The organism is Clostridium hominis, from assembly GCF_014287825.1.
GTDB classification, from domain to species: domain Bacteria; phylum Bacillota; class Clostridia; order Clostridiales; family Clostridiaceae; genus Clostridium; species Clostridium hominis.
In genome coordinates, this window is record NZ_JACOOO010000004.1 from 621294 (window position 1) to 638279 (window position 16986).

Annotated in this window: 11 protein-coding genes; 1 reads left to right on the forward strand and 10 read right to left on the reverse strand. The window is 29.5% G+C overall.

The annotated features are described in order from the left end of the window. Positions 1-27: 27 nt before the first annotated feature. The 7 genes from H8S20_RS04495 to H8S20_RS04525 all read right to left on the reverse strand — a co-directional run bounded on the left by H8S20_RS04495 (position 28) and on the right by H8S20_RS04525 (position 11879). Positions 28-2103, reverse strand: coding sequence for an alpha-galactosidase (locus H8S20_RS04495; protein ID WP_186859394.1), 2076 nt, complete (start codon positions 2101-2103; stop codon positions 28-30). A gap of 20 nt (positions 2104-2123) precedes the next feature. Continuing rightward, entirely contained in the window at positions 2124-3887 is a 1764-nt protein-coding gene (locus H8S20_RS04500; RefSeq protein ID WP_186859395.1) for a cache domain-containing sensor histidine kinase, read from the reverse strand. Continuing rightward, entirely contained in the window at positions 3880-5421 is a 1542-nt protein-coding gene (locus H8S20_RS04505; protein WP_186859396.1) for a response regulator transcription factor, read from the reverse strand. The genes H8S20_RS04500 and H8S20_RS04505 overlap by 8 nt, the downstream gene beginning before the upstream one ends. 31 nt (positions 5422-5452) lie before the next feature. Then, positions 5453-8476, reverse strand: a complete 3024-nt coding sequence (gene lacZ, locus H8S20_RS04510; RefSeq protein WP_186859397.1) for a beta-galactosidase, LacZ type — start codon at positions 8474-8476, stop codon at positions 5453-5455. Between the two features lie 256 nt (positions 8477-8732). Beyond that, on the reverse strand, positions 8733-9578 hold the full coding sequence (locus tag H8S20_RS04515; RefSeq protein ID WP_186859398.1) for a carbohydrate ABC transporter permease: 846 nt from the start codon (positions 9576-9578) through the stop codon (positions 8733-8735). Continuing rightward, positions 9571-10467 carry a carbohydrate ABC transporter permease gene (locus tag H8S20_RS04520; protein WP_186859399.1) on the reverse strand — a complete coding sequence of 299 codons (897 nt, stop codon included), beginning with the start codon at positions 10465-10467 and terminating at the stop codon, positions 9571-9573. Before H8S20_RS04520 ends, H8S20_RS04515 begins: the two co-directional genes overlap by 8 nt. 89 nt (positions 10468-10556) lie before the next feature. Further along, positions 10557-11879 carry an ABC transporter substrate-binding protein gene (locus H8S20_RS04525; RefSeq protein WP_186859400.1) on the reverse strand — a complete coding sequence of 441 codons (1323 nt, stop codon included), beginning with the start codon at positions 11877-11879 and terminating at the stop codon, positions 10557-10559. A gap of 317 nt (positions 11880-12196) precedes the next feature. Between H8S20_RS04525 and H8S20_RS04530 the strand changes: the two genes are divergently transcribed. Continuing rightward, positions 12197-12667 (forward strand): LURP-one-related family protein, encoded by a 471-nt coding sequence (locus tag H8S20_RS04530; protein ID WP_186859401.1) that lies wholly within the window; start codon positions 12197-12199, stop codon positions 12665-12667. A gap of 158 nt (positions 12668-12825) precedes the next feature. Here H8S20_RS04530 and H8S20_RS04535 read toward each other — a convergent pair whose 3' ends face one another. Genes H8S20_RS04535 through H8S20_RS20775 form a run of 3 tightly spaced genes read right to left on the reverse strand, consistent with a single transcriptional unit; the run spans position 12826 to position 16946 of the window. Beyond that, positions 12826-13857 carry a glycoside hydrolase family 18 protein gene (locus tag H8S20_RS04535; RefSeq protein WP_186859402.1) on the reverse strand — a complete coding sequence of 344 codons (1032 nt, stop codon included), beginning with the start codon at positions 13855-13857 and terminating at the stop codon, positions 12826-12828. 19 nt (positions 13858-13876) lie between these two features. Further along, positions 13877-16114 carry a glycoside hydrolase family 3 N-terminal domain-containing protein gene (locus H8S20_RS04540; RefSeq protein WP_186859403.1) on the reverse strand — a complete coding sequence of 746 codons (2238 nt, stop codon included), beginning with the start codon at positions 16112-16114 and terminating at the stop codon, positions 13877-13879. Positions 16115-16124: 10 nt separating this feature from the next. Beyond that, positions 16125-16946, reverse strand: coding sequence for a MurR/RpiR family transcriptional regulator (locus tag H8S20_RS20775; protein ID WP_186859404.1), 822 nt, complete (start codon positions 16944-16946; stop codon positions 16125-16127). Between the last annotated feature and the right edge of the window lie 40 nt (positions 16947-16986).

A 16986-nucleotide genomic window follows, 5' to 3' on the forward strand; every position in this document is an offset into this window, starting at 1 on the left:
GGCAATCATACGCTTGCCACTAATTTATTAATAATTTAAAGTTCTACTCAATCTTACAATACAACTACTATAGTCTCCTGAAAGCTTAATATCTAATCCATAGTTCATTAAGTACTCACCTGTTTTTTCTATCACTTGATTTAAATATTCTACTTTATATTTTTTATTTTCTTCTAATCCTCTTAGTTTGACTCTAGTTCCTCTATGACCTATTTTGCTCTGTGGTAGGAATGCAAAGACTACAGCTTCATCTTCTTTTAAGTATTGATATAAGTAGTAATCATTTGAAGAAGTATTTTCAAGTCTATAGAAATCTCCTTCTTGAATTATATGACGAATTGACTTGTATTCATCTATGAGTTCTTTTGCTATTTCCTCTTCTTCTTTTGTGTACTTTAATATATTACATCCTATGCCTAAAGTACCCATCATTGCAGAATGGAATCTGAACCTTAATGGTATATTCCTTTTTGATAAGAAGTTTGGACAGTCAGTAACCCAAGCTCTCATAGCTTTAATAGGGTAAATATATGAATAACTGTCTTGAATCTTCAATCTATCATAAGCATCTGTATTATCGCTTGTCCAGAAATCATCAAAGACTTCTAAGCTTCCGTAATCTATTCTTCCTCCCCCTGAAGCACAGGCTTCAAAGTATACATTCTTATGTTTTTCTTTTAGTTTTCTAACTATATCATAAAGATTTTGGATATGCTTATACCATATATCTCTTCTTACATCGCTTTGAGATATTGGTCTATTAGCATCCCATTTTATATAATCAATATCATAAGTAGATAACATATTATCTAAGGTATTATATACAAATTCCTTAACTTCATCCTTACTTAAGTTAAGAACATATTGACCTCTTGATGTATCCGCTTCTCTTGTTTTAAAGTTGTAAATCCAATCTGGATGATCTTTATAAAGCTTAGACTTTGGATTAACCATTTCAGGCTCAAACCATATTCCAAACTTCATACTCATAGATTTAACTTCATCAATTAGCTGATTTAAACCTTTAGGAAATTTCCTCTCATTTACATACCAATCTCCTAATCCATTATCTATACCATCTCTTTCTCCAAACCATCCATCGTCTACTACAAAAAGCTCTGCTCCTAACTCTTTAGCTTTTCTAGCTAATTTAATTTGTTCCTCACAACTAACCTTAAACTCTGTAGCTTCCCATGAATTATATAAAACGTCTCTTAATCCATCTCTCATTAGCTCATTTTTACCGTAATTATGAAGATTATGAGACATCTTTTCAAAACCTTCGTTTGTATAACCTGCTATTATTGCTGGTGTTTTAAACTCTTCTCCAGCTTTAAGTTCTAAAGCAAAGTCATGTGGATTTATACCTAACTGAACTAAAGTTTCACCATATGGAGTTTGTTCAACTATTCCGCTAAAGTTCCCACTTAACTTTAATGCTCCAAAAAATACTTCTCCTGAGGTTTCCTTTGCATCCTTGTCCAATATGAAATAAGGATTATGATTATGAGTAGATATACCTCTTCTATTTTCTATATATATCTTTCCATAGCCAACCTTTTGGGTAAACATTTGTTGCTCTGCTCCCCAATGTCCATGCACATTTCTAAAGTTTAAATTTTCGTAAGGTATATGGAATTGTCCACTATATATTTTTTCAACTTCTATGCTAGTGTCTGTATTATTTCTTAAAGTTACATATCTCTCTATCAAATCATACTTTTCATGAATTATATAATGTAGATTAATTTCTAAGTCATAATGTTCATCTCTTAATTTAATTAAAAGAGAATTATTTACAACGCTGTAACCAATATACTTGTATTTTAACTCTCTAGTTCCATCATTAAAATTAACCTTTAAGCAATGCTCCTTATACCTTAATCCACCACAAACTGGAAACTCCTCAGGAGTTATTTCATAAACAGGATCATTAGTTGAAACCTCTTCTAATTTAGTAATATAAAAATCCTCTATATTCTTTATCTTATTTCCCCAATATAAGCTTCTTATAAGGCCTTCATTATCAACTGCAAAAACATAAGATGTATTTGTTGTATTTAATGAAAAAATATTTTCTTCTTTATTTATTATAATACCCATAAACTTCTACCCCTCAACTATTATTTAGCTAATTGTTTAGGTAAGGAAATGATTATTTCTGTTCCTTTTCCTAATTCACTCTTTATTTCTATGCCATAGTCATTTCCATAAATAAGCTTTATTCTATCATTTACATTATTTATACCTATCCCACTTAATCCCTTTCTGCTAGTCTTTTTAACATTCTTAAGATTTTCTAGCTTATCACTTTCAATACCTACTCCATTATCTATAATTCTTATATCTATGTTATCCTTATCTTCTTTTATGAATATCTCTATTCTACCTTCTTCTCTAGAAGGGAAGCCATGGAAGAAAGAATTTTCAATAAATGGTTGTAGTATAAGCTTTGGAACTAAGTAATCATAACAGTTTGGCATAATAAAATACTGTACATCTATTCTATCTCCGTACCTAGTATTATTAATCAATACATAATGCTTAAGGTTGTCTATCTCATCTTTAAGAGTTATAAATTCATCAGTTTTACTAATTGTATTTCTTAACAATAAAATAAATGAGTCAAGAACCTCAATACTTCTATCCTTATCACCTTGCCATATTAAACACTTTATACTTGATAAAGTATTGAAAACATAATGAGGATTTATCTGCATTTGTAATGCATATATTTCAGCTTTTCTTTTTTCCTTTTGAGTTTTTACTAACTCCTTTATATGACTGTTTATATCCTTAATCATAAAATTATAAGTAGTAGCTAATTCCTCTATCTCACTTATTCCACTTACTTCATTTATCTCAACATATTCATTAAATTTATTAGATCTAAGGGTAGACATCTTTTCAATAAGCATATATAAGGGCCTTGTGACCTGATTAACTATAAAATATATTATTATCAATGTTATTAGCGTTATAAAAAAGCATATAGATATTATCTTTTTTATATCATATATTTCTCTTATTGCCTTATTTATATTAGTAATTCCGCATAATACCAGATTACTGTCTGGTAATCGTTCTATAAAATTTACATTTCCCTGAATTTCATAAATTTTACTTAACTCATTATTTATAGCTAAGGTTTTTATATCTTCCTCAAAGCTTTCAATATAAGTCCCCAAGCTAATATCATTATTAGTTGATATAACTTTATTAACTTTATTTAATATATAAACATTATTTAAACCTGGAGAAAAATAATCATAAATGCTTTGAAATTCCTTTTCTTTAAGCATTAAATATAAAATTCCATAAGGCTCTCCATTATTAAAAGTAAGAGCTTTTGTAATTATTACTACAGGCTCATTTTGTGTAGTTGAAGTAAATCCTTTATCTAAAAATTGATATAAAATTGTATCCTTTTGTTCCAATGAATTCTTAGATATATCCATTTGTAGTAAATCTGCAGCTTCTTTATATAATAGGCCCTCCTTAAGGTAAGTCTTACCATCTAAACCTGCAATAAGTAAATCATAGCTATAATCGTTTTCTTTAAATAAAGATTTTATTTGTGTCTTCATGTTATAAATATTATTAAAGGACTCATTATAACTTAAGTCCTCTTCAGTAAAATAGAGCCTTACAGCTCTATTAGAATTTATTGAATTAATAGTCTCTACTGATTGTTTATGAAAATCATATAGTTTTTCATAGACTCTCTCTACTACTTTCTGTTGGGAATCTATATATGACTTTTCAAATATGTCTCTAGATATATTTATTATCACACCACTTATAGCAATGGATGTACAAATTACTGCAACTACAACTGTACACATTATTTTGAAAAATAAGCTATTTCTTCTTAATCTATTAATCATCTTTTTTATCCTCCATAAGTAGCTTTAATCTACGGTATTGGCTTGGAGTATATCCCTTAATCTTTTTAAATACTCTACAAAAATAACTATGGTCTGAATACCCTACCATACTACTAATTTCAGATACATAATATTTATTCCCTATAAGTAATTCACAAGCCTTTTCAACTCTTATCTTATTTAGATATTCTGAAAATCCCTCCTTGCAATAATTACTAAAATATGAAGATAAATAACTATAATTAAAATTAAATTTTTGTGAAATAGCTCCTAAATCTAAATAACTAGCATAATTATTATTTATATATTCTAAGATATTTTTTATACTATCTTCTTCATCAACATTCTCTGATAAAATCATTTTTAGTTCTTTAAAAATACAATTAACAGCTTCAATTAATGCTTCACTATATAAAGCTTGTTCAATCATATTAAAGTACTTAGCTCTTAATTCATCTGTATTATTAGAATACTCTTCAATACTAACTAAAATAGTATAAATTATATTTTTTATTAAGCTTTTTAATTTTTGCTCATTCATTTTAGTTAACACAGCATGACCTACATAATCCTCAACCTTATTTATTGCAATATCAAATTCTCTTATTTTTATTTCATTATAAAATTTATCAAAATCGAACTTCTTACTTTTCTCTTTTACTAATTTATCAGTGCATAATAAAGGTACATTTTTATAATAAAATTTTTGTCCTACAAAAGAAATAAAGCTATCATTATATATATTTTTTATATCTGATATATTGTTAAATTTTTTAGTTATTACAAAAAATATATTGTTGTCATTCCATATATCACTAATTATAAACTTTTCAATTTCATCAACTATATTGTTATCATCACTTACTTTATAATTTATTGTATAAAATAGAATCTTATCATTTATTAATGTTTTTATACTTATATATTGCTTATTACATTGGAAAAACTCATCTATCTTTCCTATAACATCTTGAATCCATTCTTCATTTTTACCCCGTAAGCTTTTTATATCTATTCCTAGTATTCTAAAACAGCTATTAGGAAAAACATTTAAGAATTTCTTCTCATTTAATACGTCCTCATAACCTAGAATATATTTTTCAATTAAACTATGATAATATTCGTCATCATTTTTTATAAGCTTCATTCCTGGAATTCTATTTACTGCCTTCTTTAAAGTTTTTATTAAATTTGAGGGAGTCAGTGTTGGCTTTAAAATATAGTCCACTGCTCCACTCAACAAGGTATTTTTTACATACTCAAACTTGTCATAACTACTAAGAATAACAATCTGTATTTCTGGATACTTTTTCTGTACTATTTTTGAGAAATCAACTCCATCTAATATAGGCATTACTATATCAGATATAATAATATTAGGCCTAACTTCTTCAATTAAATCTAATGCTTCCTTACCGTTTGTTGCTTCTCCAACTATTGTAAAACCTTCACTCTCCCAATTTATCATGTGTTTAATTCCTTGACGCATAATAAATTCGTCTTCTGCAATTAATACCTTACAGTACTTTCTCATATTCCCCACCCTTTACAGATTGCTATTTTAATTATGCTTTTGTTATCGTAAAACTAAAATCAATATCCTCACAAGAAGGTATTAAGTATTGATCATGAACTGGTGCTCCCCAGCTATCATCTCCACCTACACCCATTTGTTTATCTATTATACGTACCCATGTATAATTAACCTTAGGTAATTCATCAATATGCATTGCATTTTCAATTTCATATGCACTATATGGTAATACGCTTAGCTCAAATGGCTTCTTGTCATACTTAAAGCATAACCCTTCACCATTATCATCAGTTACTTTTACCCATCTAACTCCTGTCCTATTTCCACATTCTTGAGGAATTAGATATTTAGACATATTGTTCATAGCTGTATTTTCAAATACCCCAAGTCTAGTACCTTCATTACGATCAATGTAATTTTCATCTGGTCCTAAGCCATAATATTTAAAATTACCTAATTCTTTTTTAAGCTTAAAGTCCATTCCATATAAAGGTATCTCAGCCATACCTTCTACCCCTTTATACTTTAAGTTTACATTTATTGCTCCATCAGCAGTAACAGTATATATAACAGTATTAGTAGTTTCAACTGATGTTGGCATTATAAATTTATATTCTAAAATAACCTTATTTTCTTCTTCTTTTAATTTAAAATCTACTAACTTTTGATGTTGCCCTGCAATTTGCCATTGAGAACATCTAAAGTTATGTCCATTACCTCTGTCATTATCAGTAGTTGCTCTAAAGAAGGATGTTTTTGGAGCTCTAGTAATATACTCCTTATCATCATAACGAAGCGATATTAATCCACCCTCTTGTATAGAAAACATCATATTAAAGCCTTTCCCCTTAATTCCAACGTTTACATCACCATGCACTACTTCAAGCTTATCTTCAATATTCTCGCTATCTAAATCTTCTAATTTATTATAAATAGCCTGTCCAAAAGCTACTTCATATCCCTTTTCAGCCCATAAAGTATCCTCTTTTAATATCATAGATACATTATAAGTAAACTCTCCATTTTTTTCAATATTTGGATAGTCTATTTCTACATACTTTTCACTTTCTGCATCAACGTCAATTAACATAGTTTTTTCAAATATTCTATTTCCTTCATTTTCAATATAGCATACAAACTCATAGGATTCAGTTCCTTTAAATAAGTTATTATTTTTTATAAGAACACCTTTATTATCTGGTTTTATTTTTATATTTGAGAATAGATATTTTACCTCTTGAGCCTTAGGTGATATTGTTCTATCTGCATAAATTATTCCATCTGTGCAGAAGCAATAATCAGTAGCTCTATCATCAAAATCTCCACCGTAAACTAATTTACTTTCTCCGTCCTCATCAGTAACTGCTATTGCTTGATCTATATAATCCCATATAAATCCACCTTGATACATAGGATACTTGTCTTCTAATTCTGTATATAAATTTAATCCTCCACAGGAGTTACCCATAGCATGCATATATTCGCAGCTAATATATGGCTTTTTAGGATTATTATTTAAATACTCTTCTATATCTTTAGGCTTTGCATACATTCTACTTTCCATATCACTTATCTCATCAAATTCTCTATTCCAGAATACTCCTTCATAATGAACTAAACGGCTATCATCATTTTTATGGAAGTACTTAGTCATCTCTAAAATATTTGTTCCTGCATAAGACTCATTACCACAAGACCATATTAATATTGATGGATGATTTTTATCTCTTTCAAACATTGATTCAGCTCTATCTAAAACTGCACCTTTCCATTCAGGTATAGACCCTGGCACATTCCATGAAGGTTCACATTCACCCATCTTTTGCCACGAACCATGACTTTCTAAATTTGCTTCATCTATTAAATATATACCATACTCATCACATAAGTCGTACCATATTGAATTGTTAGGATAGTGAGATGTTCTTACTGAGTTTATATTATGCTGTTTAAAAAACTTAATATCCCATAACATATCCTCTACTGTTATAGCACGTCCTTTTTCACAATTAAACTCATGCCTATTTACACCTTTAAATAATATTCTCTTACCATTTAAGTACATTATGCTATCTTTTAACTCAAATCTTCTAAATCCAACTCTTTGTCTAACTATTTCTATTAATTCATCATTTTCATCTACTAATTCTATATATAAATTATATAAATAAGGTGTTTCTGCACTCCAAGGCTTTACATTATATACTTTCATATCCTTATTAAGAATATTTTCTGCTTTACTCTTTTCTAATGAACAAATTAAATTCCTATCATTATCTTCTAAATAAATATTTACAAAACATTCTTTATTTAATTTAAGGTTAATATCTAAGTTTAATCTACCTTCTGTATAAGAATCGTCTAATCCAGCCTTAACAAAGATATTATCTACATGACACTCAGGTATGGCATAAAGATATACATATCTAAATATTCCTGAGAACCTCCAAAAATCTTGGTCTTCTAACCAGCTAGCACTACTTCTTTTATATACTTCTACAGCTAGCTTATTTTCTCCATCCTTTAAATACTCACTTATTTCAAACTCTGATGGCGTAAATGTATCTTCACTGTAACCAATAAACTCACCATTTAGCCATACATAAAAAGCAGTTTCTACACCTTGGAAAGAAATAAATGTCTTTTTACCCTTAAGTTCATCTTTTATATTAAAATACTTAACATAACTTCCTACAGGATTATAAGTCTTTGATATATGAGGCGGTCTAAGTTCATCATGTCCATCCCAAGGATACATAGTATTAATATACTGACACTTATCATACCCCTGCATTTGAATATGTCCAGGTACATTTATATAATCAAAATTGCTACAATCATAATCCTCTTTATAAAAATCCTTTATTCTACTATCTTGATTTACTGCATAAGAGAATCTCCATTTTCCATTTAAAGATTGTCTTAATGGCATATCATAGCCTAGTTTAATATCCTCTTTATTTTCATAATATAAATGATCTGAATGTGCATCTATTCTATTTACTCTAAATACTTCTGGGTTAGATAACCACTCTATACTTGGTGTTTTTATCATATCTGTTCTCTCCCTCTTTTTTTAATTACAAGTGACAAGTTAAAAGTGACAAGTTGAGGATGAAACTGCATAGCAGTTTCTTAAAAATAATATTTAGAATATTATTTTTAAGTGTAAATTTAGCTTACTAAATTCTGTACGTAAACTTACCATTTGTCACTTGCCACTTATTACTCTAACCTTGTCACTTGCCACTTGCCACTTACCACTTACCACTTACCACTTACCACTTGCCACTCACCACTTGCCACTCACTCTATCCTTTTACTGAACCAGTCATTCCAGCTACAAAATGCTTTTGCATTAAGAAGAATATTAATGCTGTTGGTAATGTTGCAATTACTACTGCCATCATAATCATTCCATAATCAGGAGTGTAAGATGAACCTAAAGCTGAAATTACTAATGGCAATGTTCTCTTATCTGGTGATTGTAGAGATATTAATGGCCACATGTAATTATTCCAACTAGACATAAATGTTACTATTATAGCTGCTGCATAAGTAGATTTCATTGTTGGCATAAATATTCTGAAGAATATACTAAACTCTCCTAACCCATCGATACGAGCTGCTTCAATTAAATCCTTTGGGAATGTTTTAGTATTTTGTCTAAAGAAAAATATTAAAAAGGCTGTTGCTACTGAAACTATAATTACTGCTCCATGAGTGTTTAATGAAATACCTTTTAAAACTCCTACTTTATTAAACTTACTAAACATTCTAAATAAAGGTACTATTAATGCTGCAAATGGAATCATCATTGATAAAAGAATAAAGTTAAATACTTTATCTCTAGTCTTTGTTTTATAAACTTCAAATGCATACCCTGCTGCTGATGAAATAATCATAGCCAAAGTAGTAGTTAATACTGCTATAACTAGTGAGTTCTTAAAAGCTGTAGCATACTGTAAATCAGAAGCTAAAAGCTTCTTGAGGTTCTCAAAGAAGTAACTTCCTGGTATTAATGTACCTTTAGTGATATCAACTGATTTATTAGTAATCGCTATAATCATCCAAATAAATGGAAAAATTGATATAAATGATAATATGCTTAATATTATATATTTAAAAATACTTACAATTCTCCTTTTACTATTCATTCTTATCTCCTCCTGCCTTTAATTGAATAAATGATAATATTACTATTAGGAAAAGTATTACGTAAGAAACTGCTGCTGCATACCCAAAGTTAGGTGAATACTTAAATAATAAGTTGTAAATATATTGAGATATAGTAACAGTTGCGTTAGCAGGTCCTCCATTTGTTATATTTACAACTTCATCAAATAACTGTAAGGTTCCGATAGTAGAATTTATAGTTGTAAATAATATTATTGGTTTTAAAAGAGGAAGAGTTATAGTTTTAAACTTTACAAAAGCACTAGCTCCATCTATATCGGCTGCCTCATATATAGAATCATCTATAGACTGCATACCAGCTAAATAAAATACCATGTTATAACCTGTCCATCTCCAAGTTATCGCAATTATAATTAATACCTTAGCCCAAATAGGATGAGTTATCCAAGAAATCGGTTCAGAGATTAAGTTTATGTTCATTAAAAATGCATTTACGAATCCATCTGTAGCAAATAAACTTTTAAATACTATTGAATAAGCTACTAATGATGTAACACAAGGTAAGAAAATTGCTGTTCTAAAAAAGCCTCTCCCTTTTAATCTTTTATCATTTAACATTGCAGATATTACAAGTGCAAGTATAATCATTATAGGAACTTGAATAATTAAGTATAATACCGTATTAAATAGGGCTTTTCTAAATGTTGAATCTGTTAATAATCTCTTATAATTATCCAATCCTACAAATGTTAAATTATTTCCCATCCCACCTTGAAGTGAAGTTATAAACGCTTGTACCATAGGATAAAATACAAATGTAACTATTAAAAATATGCTTGGTATAACAAATAGCCACGCTTTTCTATTTAATTTATAGTTTATTTCTGTGTTTTTTCTTTTAATCTTCATATATTCCTCCTTATATGTAAATAACCATTTACTAATCTCAATCTTAGTAAATGGTTATTTAGTTAGAACAACTTAGCTATAAGCTATTATTATTGAGCTACAGCAGCTTCGATTTGTCCTTGGAAAGTATTTAATGTCTCATCTATATCAGCACCTTGAAGAATTGCTTGTAAAGCTTCTGTCATAATATCTTCAATTGCATATGTGTGTAATCCATAGTTTACTGAAGGTACTTCTGATGTCCATTCTGCTAAATCCTTAAATACTTCTTGTCCACCAAAATATTCATCACCTTTATTGTAGTTTGGAACATCTGCAGCTGCATTTAATGTACTTACTAAATTTATTGATTCAGCTAATTGATTAGTTAAATCTGCATTTGAACCAAAAGTTTTACCAACGAAATCTACAGCAGTTTCTGCATTCCCAACATTCTTAAGCACATACCAACCTGCACCACCGATTGAAGATGCATTTACAGACTTAGAGTTAGCTGACATTTTAGGGAACTCTGCTACAGCCCATTTACCACTTTGATCTTCAGCCTTCTTAATTGAAGGGGCAATCCAACAACCAGTTACAACTGATGCAACTTCACCATTATTAAAAGCACCTACGAATTGGTCCCACTCAGCAACTTGCTTAGTAATTCCAGCTTCAGTTAAATCCTTATATACTTTTATAGCGTCTTTTAAAGCTTGGTTACCAGCTATAGTAACTTCACCATTTTCTCCTGTATACCATGCACCAGCACTTTGTAACATCATTCTAATTTGGCCTATATCACTTGGGTCTAAAGTGCACATTGCAACCCCTGTCTTTTCCTTAACAGCTTTACCTATTTCAATGTATTTTTCCCAAGTTAAGTCTTTCATGTCCTCTTTTGTGTATCCAGCTTGCTCTATTAAATCAGTTCTATAGAAAGTAGCTGCAACTCCACTATCAAAAGGAATACCATATAATTTACCGTCTATAACATTTACCCCTGTTTTATACTCAGCAAAATCACTTGCTTTTGCTACAGATGATAAATCTGCAAACTCGTCTTGATATGCTTGAAGATATCCTTGTATCTTATAATCCTCTATTAAAACTACATTTGGTAGTCCTTCATATGATCCTGAAGAAAGGCTTGTATTAAGTTTTGCTACAATATCATCTTGTGACATTGTTACAACTTCAATATCAACGTCTGGATTCTCTTTTAAATATATTTCTTTAGCTTGATTTGCTGCTACTATATTAAATGATTCATCCCAAGCCCATACTGTTATTTTTTCATTACTTTCTGTAGTTGTTTCTCCTGTGGTTGTTTCACCTGTAGACTTCCCATTATCCTTATTCCCACAAGCAACTAATCCTAAAGTTAAAGTTGATGCTAATAAAATTGATAATAACTTTTTAAATCTCATTTTTATTCTCCCCTTTATTTTCTTTTCTTGTAATGCTTTACAAGGATTATTTTAACATATATATCCAAGCTATCTTTAGCACTTTATTTTGTTAATTATTTTAATTTTTTTATGTTTTTTATTAAATTTTATTATGTAATTTGTACTTTTTTTATAAACTTGCACTATTTTTATTTTTTCAAGAAATGCCTCTGAGGTAGACCCAGTATTTGGTTCTACCTCAGAGACATATATTAAATTTATTAGCAGTAAGTTTTTTTATATAATAATATAGCTAATAGTATAATATAATTTATATAAAAAAGGGAGGATTTTAAATGGTCAAAGTATTGAATATGAAGGGCTCTAATGAACCTAAAGTAATAAGAGTAACAGAGGAAGATGGAACTAATGTAATTAGCTTTAAAAAATCACCTGCTTTACCAACAAGAGTACGTTATCTAATAACTAACAATAATAATGAAAAAATAGGAACTATAGAAAAAAGTAGATCTAATTTTTCAATTGTTAATTTACCTGAAATAAACATATCAATAAATGATGATAAAATAAAAATTAAAAAGAGCATGAAAGAATTAAAAGATGTTTATGAAATTGAAGGAAATGGTTTTTCTATTATTGGTAATTGGTTTGGACCAACATTTAGCATTACTAAAAATGAAAAAGTAGTAGCATCTGTTAAGGTAGAACAGGAAGAACTAGGTAGAAGCTATTTAGCTGATATTATTGATAAATCAAATGAAGAACAGATTATATCCATCTTATTTGCAGTAAGTTGGATTGATTAGAATAGGAAAATATAGAAATTCCCTAAGTGTTAATATTATACACTTAGGGAATTTTTATTTTAAAAACCTCTAGTTTAATATATCTGTAAACATTTTAATAGTTTCAGTTGTGTATAAATCAGTATTTACTGTTGATAACTTTTCAATTAATTGGATTTTTAAGCTTCTAAATTTTCACTTATTGAGTGAAGTAGCTTACCTGTTTCATCTGCGTCATATAGCCAGAATAAAATACCTTTTAAGTTATTTTCTTTTACGTATTCACATTTGTATTTAACTGATTCTTCATCGTCGTAAGATATAAAGGAACTTCCATTAAATAAATATGGAGCTTTAGCTACATCATCCCAATATCTTTTATATCCATTTTTATTTATATACTCTCTATCTAATTCAGTATAATCTGGTCCAAAAGCTCCCGTAGTCCCACAAACTTGTAAGTATCCATTATTTACATTTGGAACCTTATCCCATTTTCTTGAGTAAAATGCTGCTCCAATAAGTAGCTTTTCTGCTGGAACTCCTGCTTCTACGAATATCTTAACTGCCTCATCAGCACTTATAGTAAATATATCGCCTTGTGGAGAGTAAAGGTTAGTATGATGTCCACTTAATATCTGGAATCCACCTCTTAAATCATATGTCATTAACATAATATAATCTAAATACTTTTGAGCTTCACCCATATTAGTAAATTTAGTATAATATTTATCTGCACCAGCAGCTATAGTTAACATATAATACTTATTATCTTTTTCACCTTGAAGATTTAACTCATCTCTCATAGCTTTTAAAAGCAAAGTGAAGTTCTCTTTATCATTTGGACTAGATTTTATTCCTGATATTGAACAACAAGGATATTCCCAATCTAAGTCTAACCCATCAAGGTTATGCTTTATCATAAACTCTACAGCTTCTTTAGCAAAGGCTTTTCTACTTTCTTCTGTTGAAGCCGCTTCAGAATATCCACCATTGCTCCATCCACCGATAGATATAATTGCTTTTAAATCTGGATTCCATTCTTTTATTTTATCTAAAATATGAAAGTTTTTTACTTTGCTATCAAGCTTACCTTCATCATTATATTTACAAAATGCTATATTAAGATGAGTTATTTTTAACGCATCTTCCTTTGTCATTCTTTCTAATCCGTTTTGTCTTATATATGCTGCAACATATTTTTTATCCATAGTTCCTCAACTCCCTAAGTTAAAATATTTCAAATTTAATTTCAAGATAATCATTAGAATTTCTTCCAACTCTTACTATAATATTACCTTTTTCAATAACATTTTTAAAGTCTCTATTCCATATTTTAAGTTCTTCCTTACTTAACGACATCGTTACTGTCTGCTTTTCTCTAGCTTTTATAAATACCTTTTTGAAGCCTTTAAGTTCGCAATCCCTTTGCGTTATAGTTGATTCTACATCTACTATATACATTTGAGCTACTTCAAAGCCATCAATATCACTATTATTTGTAATATCTACAGATACTAAAATTTCTTCACCTGACTCTAAATGTTCTAACTTTATTTTATTAGTATTTAACCTTAAATTTTCATATTCAAACTTAGAATAACTTAATCCATATCCAAAAGGATAAGCTGCTGCACCTGGCATATCTGAATAATCAACTTTAATTCCATAGGTTTTACCATTATAGTAACATGGTAATTGCATAGATGATCTAGGATATGATACCGCAAGTTTTCCACTTGGATTATTAACTCCAAATATAGTTTCTGAAATTACTTCTCCTCCAAATTTACCTGGATACCATGCACAAAGTATTGCATCGCTATACTCTTTTATATTTTCTATGGCGTGAGGTCTTCCTTGAATTAAAACTGTTATAACCTTAACTCCAGTTGATTTTATTTCTCTTATTAAATCAGCTTGTACCCCATCTAAATCTAAGTTTGCTAAATCAACATTTTCACCACAATTCATTTCTGATTTATCATATGAAGTTTTAACTGCGCCATTACTATCAAATTCCATTGTAAAGTTTCTAGCACTAGAACCTCCAACAACAACTATAGCCACATCTGAATTCTTAGCAATATTAATCGCTTCTTCAAAGCCTTCTTTAGACTTATCACGTATGTCACAGCCTTTAGCGTAATTTACATTAATATTTTCTCCAACAAATTTTTTAATGCCTTCTAATACAGTGATTATATCCTCTGGATTTTGATACGATGCATAGTCTCCTAATTGGTTATATTTATTATCTGCATTTGGTCCTATTACTGCTACACTTTTTATATTTTTAAGTGGTAATGCATCATCATTTTTTAACATTACAATACTTTCAGCAGCAGCTTGCTTATTATTCAAACTAGGATTAACTTCTTTTTCAATTTCTATCTTTTCATCAAATAATCCTAATTTATTTTTAACGTAAAGAATTCTTTCTACAGCTCTGTCTATATCCTTCTCATCAATAACTCCAGTATCAACTGCATTTTCTAAACAAGTATATATATCATCCCACAAGCTTAAATCTACTCCAGATTCTAATGCAAGCTTTGCAGCTAATTCCTTATTTCCAGTCATGTTTACTAATCTATCTAATGCACATCCATCAGCCATAACTAAACCTTCATAACCATATTCTCCTCTTAGAATATCAGTTAAAAGTTTCTTATTTCCATGACAAGGTATACCATCTATTTCATTATAAGCAGCCATTACAGCTAAAGCTCCACTTTTAACTCCAGCCTCAACTGGTGGTAAAAATATTTCTCTAAGCTCTCTTTCTCCAATATTAACTGCACCTGAATTATGACCCCCAACAGGTGCACCTTGAGCACAAAGATGCTTTAACACTACAGCTACACCATTTTTAAAATCATCCTTTTGATATCCCTTGACTATAGCCTCTGTATATTTAGAGCTTAAAAATGGATCTTCACTATAACATTCCTCAGCTCTTCCCCATCTTGGTTCTCTTAATACATCTAAGCATGATACTAAAGCTAAATTAGCACCTTTTATACTTAGTTCTTCAGAAATCTCTTCACTTATTTTTTCTACTAAATGAGGATTCCATGTTGCCCCTAGCCCTATGCTACAAGGATACATCTCTCCAGCAAGAGCTTGATGTCCATGTGGGCACTCTTCACTAAACATAACAGGTAATCCTAGTCTAGTATTCTCATTAACATAAGTTCTTATCATATCAATGACCTTTTTACTATCCTCCTTAGATATACCATTATGAAAGCTAATTCCAGACCATGCATCTGCTCTAAACACTCCATAAAGAGTTCCAATTCCGCCTCCCCATTTTACATGTTCTTTAAATTCTTCAGTAAGTTCATATCCATCATTAGTTTTCTTAAAGGTATTCCATCCATATAATTTTTGATTAAGTTGTCCTACCTTTTCCTTTAGTGTCATACTTGCTATAAGCTCTTTTATATTTAAACTGCTATTCATTTCTATCTCCTTAACACTGTCCTTCATTAATAGACTTATGAACCTTTATATTCATTCCTGTAATTCTATCCTTATCAATTTCACGTAGCCTATTAAATATTTGTTCTAATACAAATAACTGTGACATCTCAGTAATCAGAGTGCTTCCTTCTTTCCCTATTGCCTTACCTGCAGTAATTACTACAACATCACTTACTTTAGTTATTGATGACATTCTATTATTTGTAATACATATAGTCTTAGATCCATTCTTCTTTGCTAGCTTTAATATGTCTATTGTTGCTTTTGTTTCACCAGATATACTAAACCCAACAACAATATCCTTGTTACTTGCAAGGTTAGCTGTCAGTATTTGAATATAATTATCTGGATTAGAAAATGCCTTATGCCCCATAGAGTTAAGCCTTATCTGAGCTCCTACTGCTGACAATCCTGAAAATCCTATTCCAAATAGAAATACGGTATCACTATTTTTTATCATACTTGCAGCCCTATTTATTTCTTTATAATCAGATAAATTTAAAGTATCATCCATCATCTCAACTATCTGATTATATGTATTACTTATACAACCCTCTTTTAAACTCTTCTTTTCACCTTTTATCTCACTAGCTAATTTATTTCTAAATTCATGATACCCGCTAAATCCTATCTTTTTGCAAAATCTTAGAATAGTTGTTTCGCCTATAGACAATTTATTAGATAATTCATTTATATTCATATATGAAACTTCCATAAAATTATCTAATAGGTATTGCCCAACTATCTTTTCCTTCTTAGTTAAAACTGAAAATAAACTTTTTACATTTGTTAATACACTTATATTACTCACCTAAATACTCCTATTTTCTCTTCCCAATATAAAATCCAAG

What these genes read in the sequence shown, in the direction of transcription:
- H8S20_RS04495 (WP_186859394.1), bottom strand. Translation starts at nt 2,103, where the DNA reads ATGGGTATTATAATAAATAAAGAAGAAAATATTTTTTCATTAAATACA.
- H8S20_RS04500 (WP_186859395.1), bottom strand. Translation starts at nt 3,887, where the DNA reads ATGATTAATAGATTAAGAAGAAATAGCTTATTTTTCAAAATAATGTGT.
- H8S20_RS04505 (WP_186859396.1), bottom strand. Translation starts at nt 5,421, where the DNA reads ATGAGAAAGTACTGTAAGGTATTAATTGCAGAAGACGAATTTATTATG.
- lacZ (WP_186859397.1), bottom strand. Translation starts at nt 8,476, where the DNA reads ATGATAAAAACACCAAGTATAGAGTGGTTATCTAACCCAGAAGTATTT.
- H8S20_RS04515 (WP_186859398.1), bottom strand. Translation starts at nt 9,578, where the DNA reads ATGAATAGTAAAAGGAGAATTGTAAGTATTTTTAAATATATAATATTA.
- H8S20_RS04520 (WP_186859399.1), bottom strand. Translation starts at nt 10,467, where the DNA reads ATGAAGATTAAAAGAAAAAACACAGAAATAAACTATAAATTAAATAGA.
- H8S20_RS04525 (WP_186859400.1), bottom strand. Translation starts at nt 11,879, where the DNA reads ATGAGATTTAAAAAGTTATTATCAATTTTATTAGCATCAACTTTAACT.
- H8S20_RS04530 (WP_186859401.1), top strand. Translation starts at nt 12,197, where the DNA reads ATGGTCAAAGTATTGAATATGAAGGGCTCTAATGAACCTAAAGTAATA.
- H8S20_RS04535 (WP_186859402.1), bottom strand. Translation starts at nt 13,857, where the DNA reads ATGGATAAAAAATATGTTGCAGCATATATAAGACAAAACGGATTAGAA.
- H8S20_RS04540 (WP_186859403.1), bottom strand. Translation starts at nt 16,114, where the DNA reads ATGAATAGCAGTTTAAATATAAAAGAGCTTATAGCAAGTATGACACTA.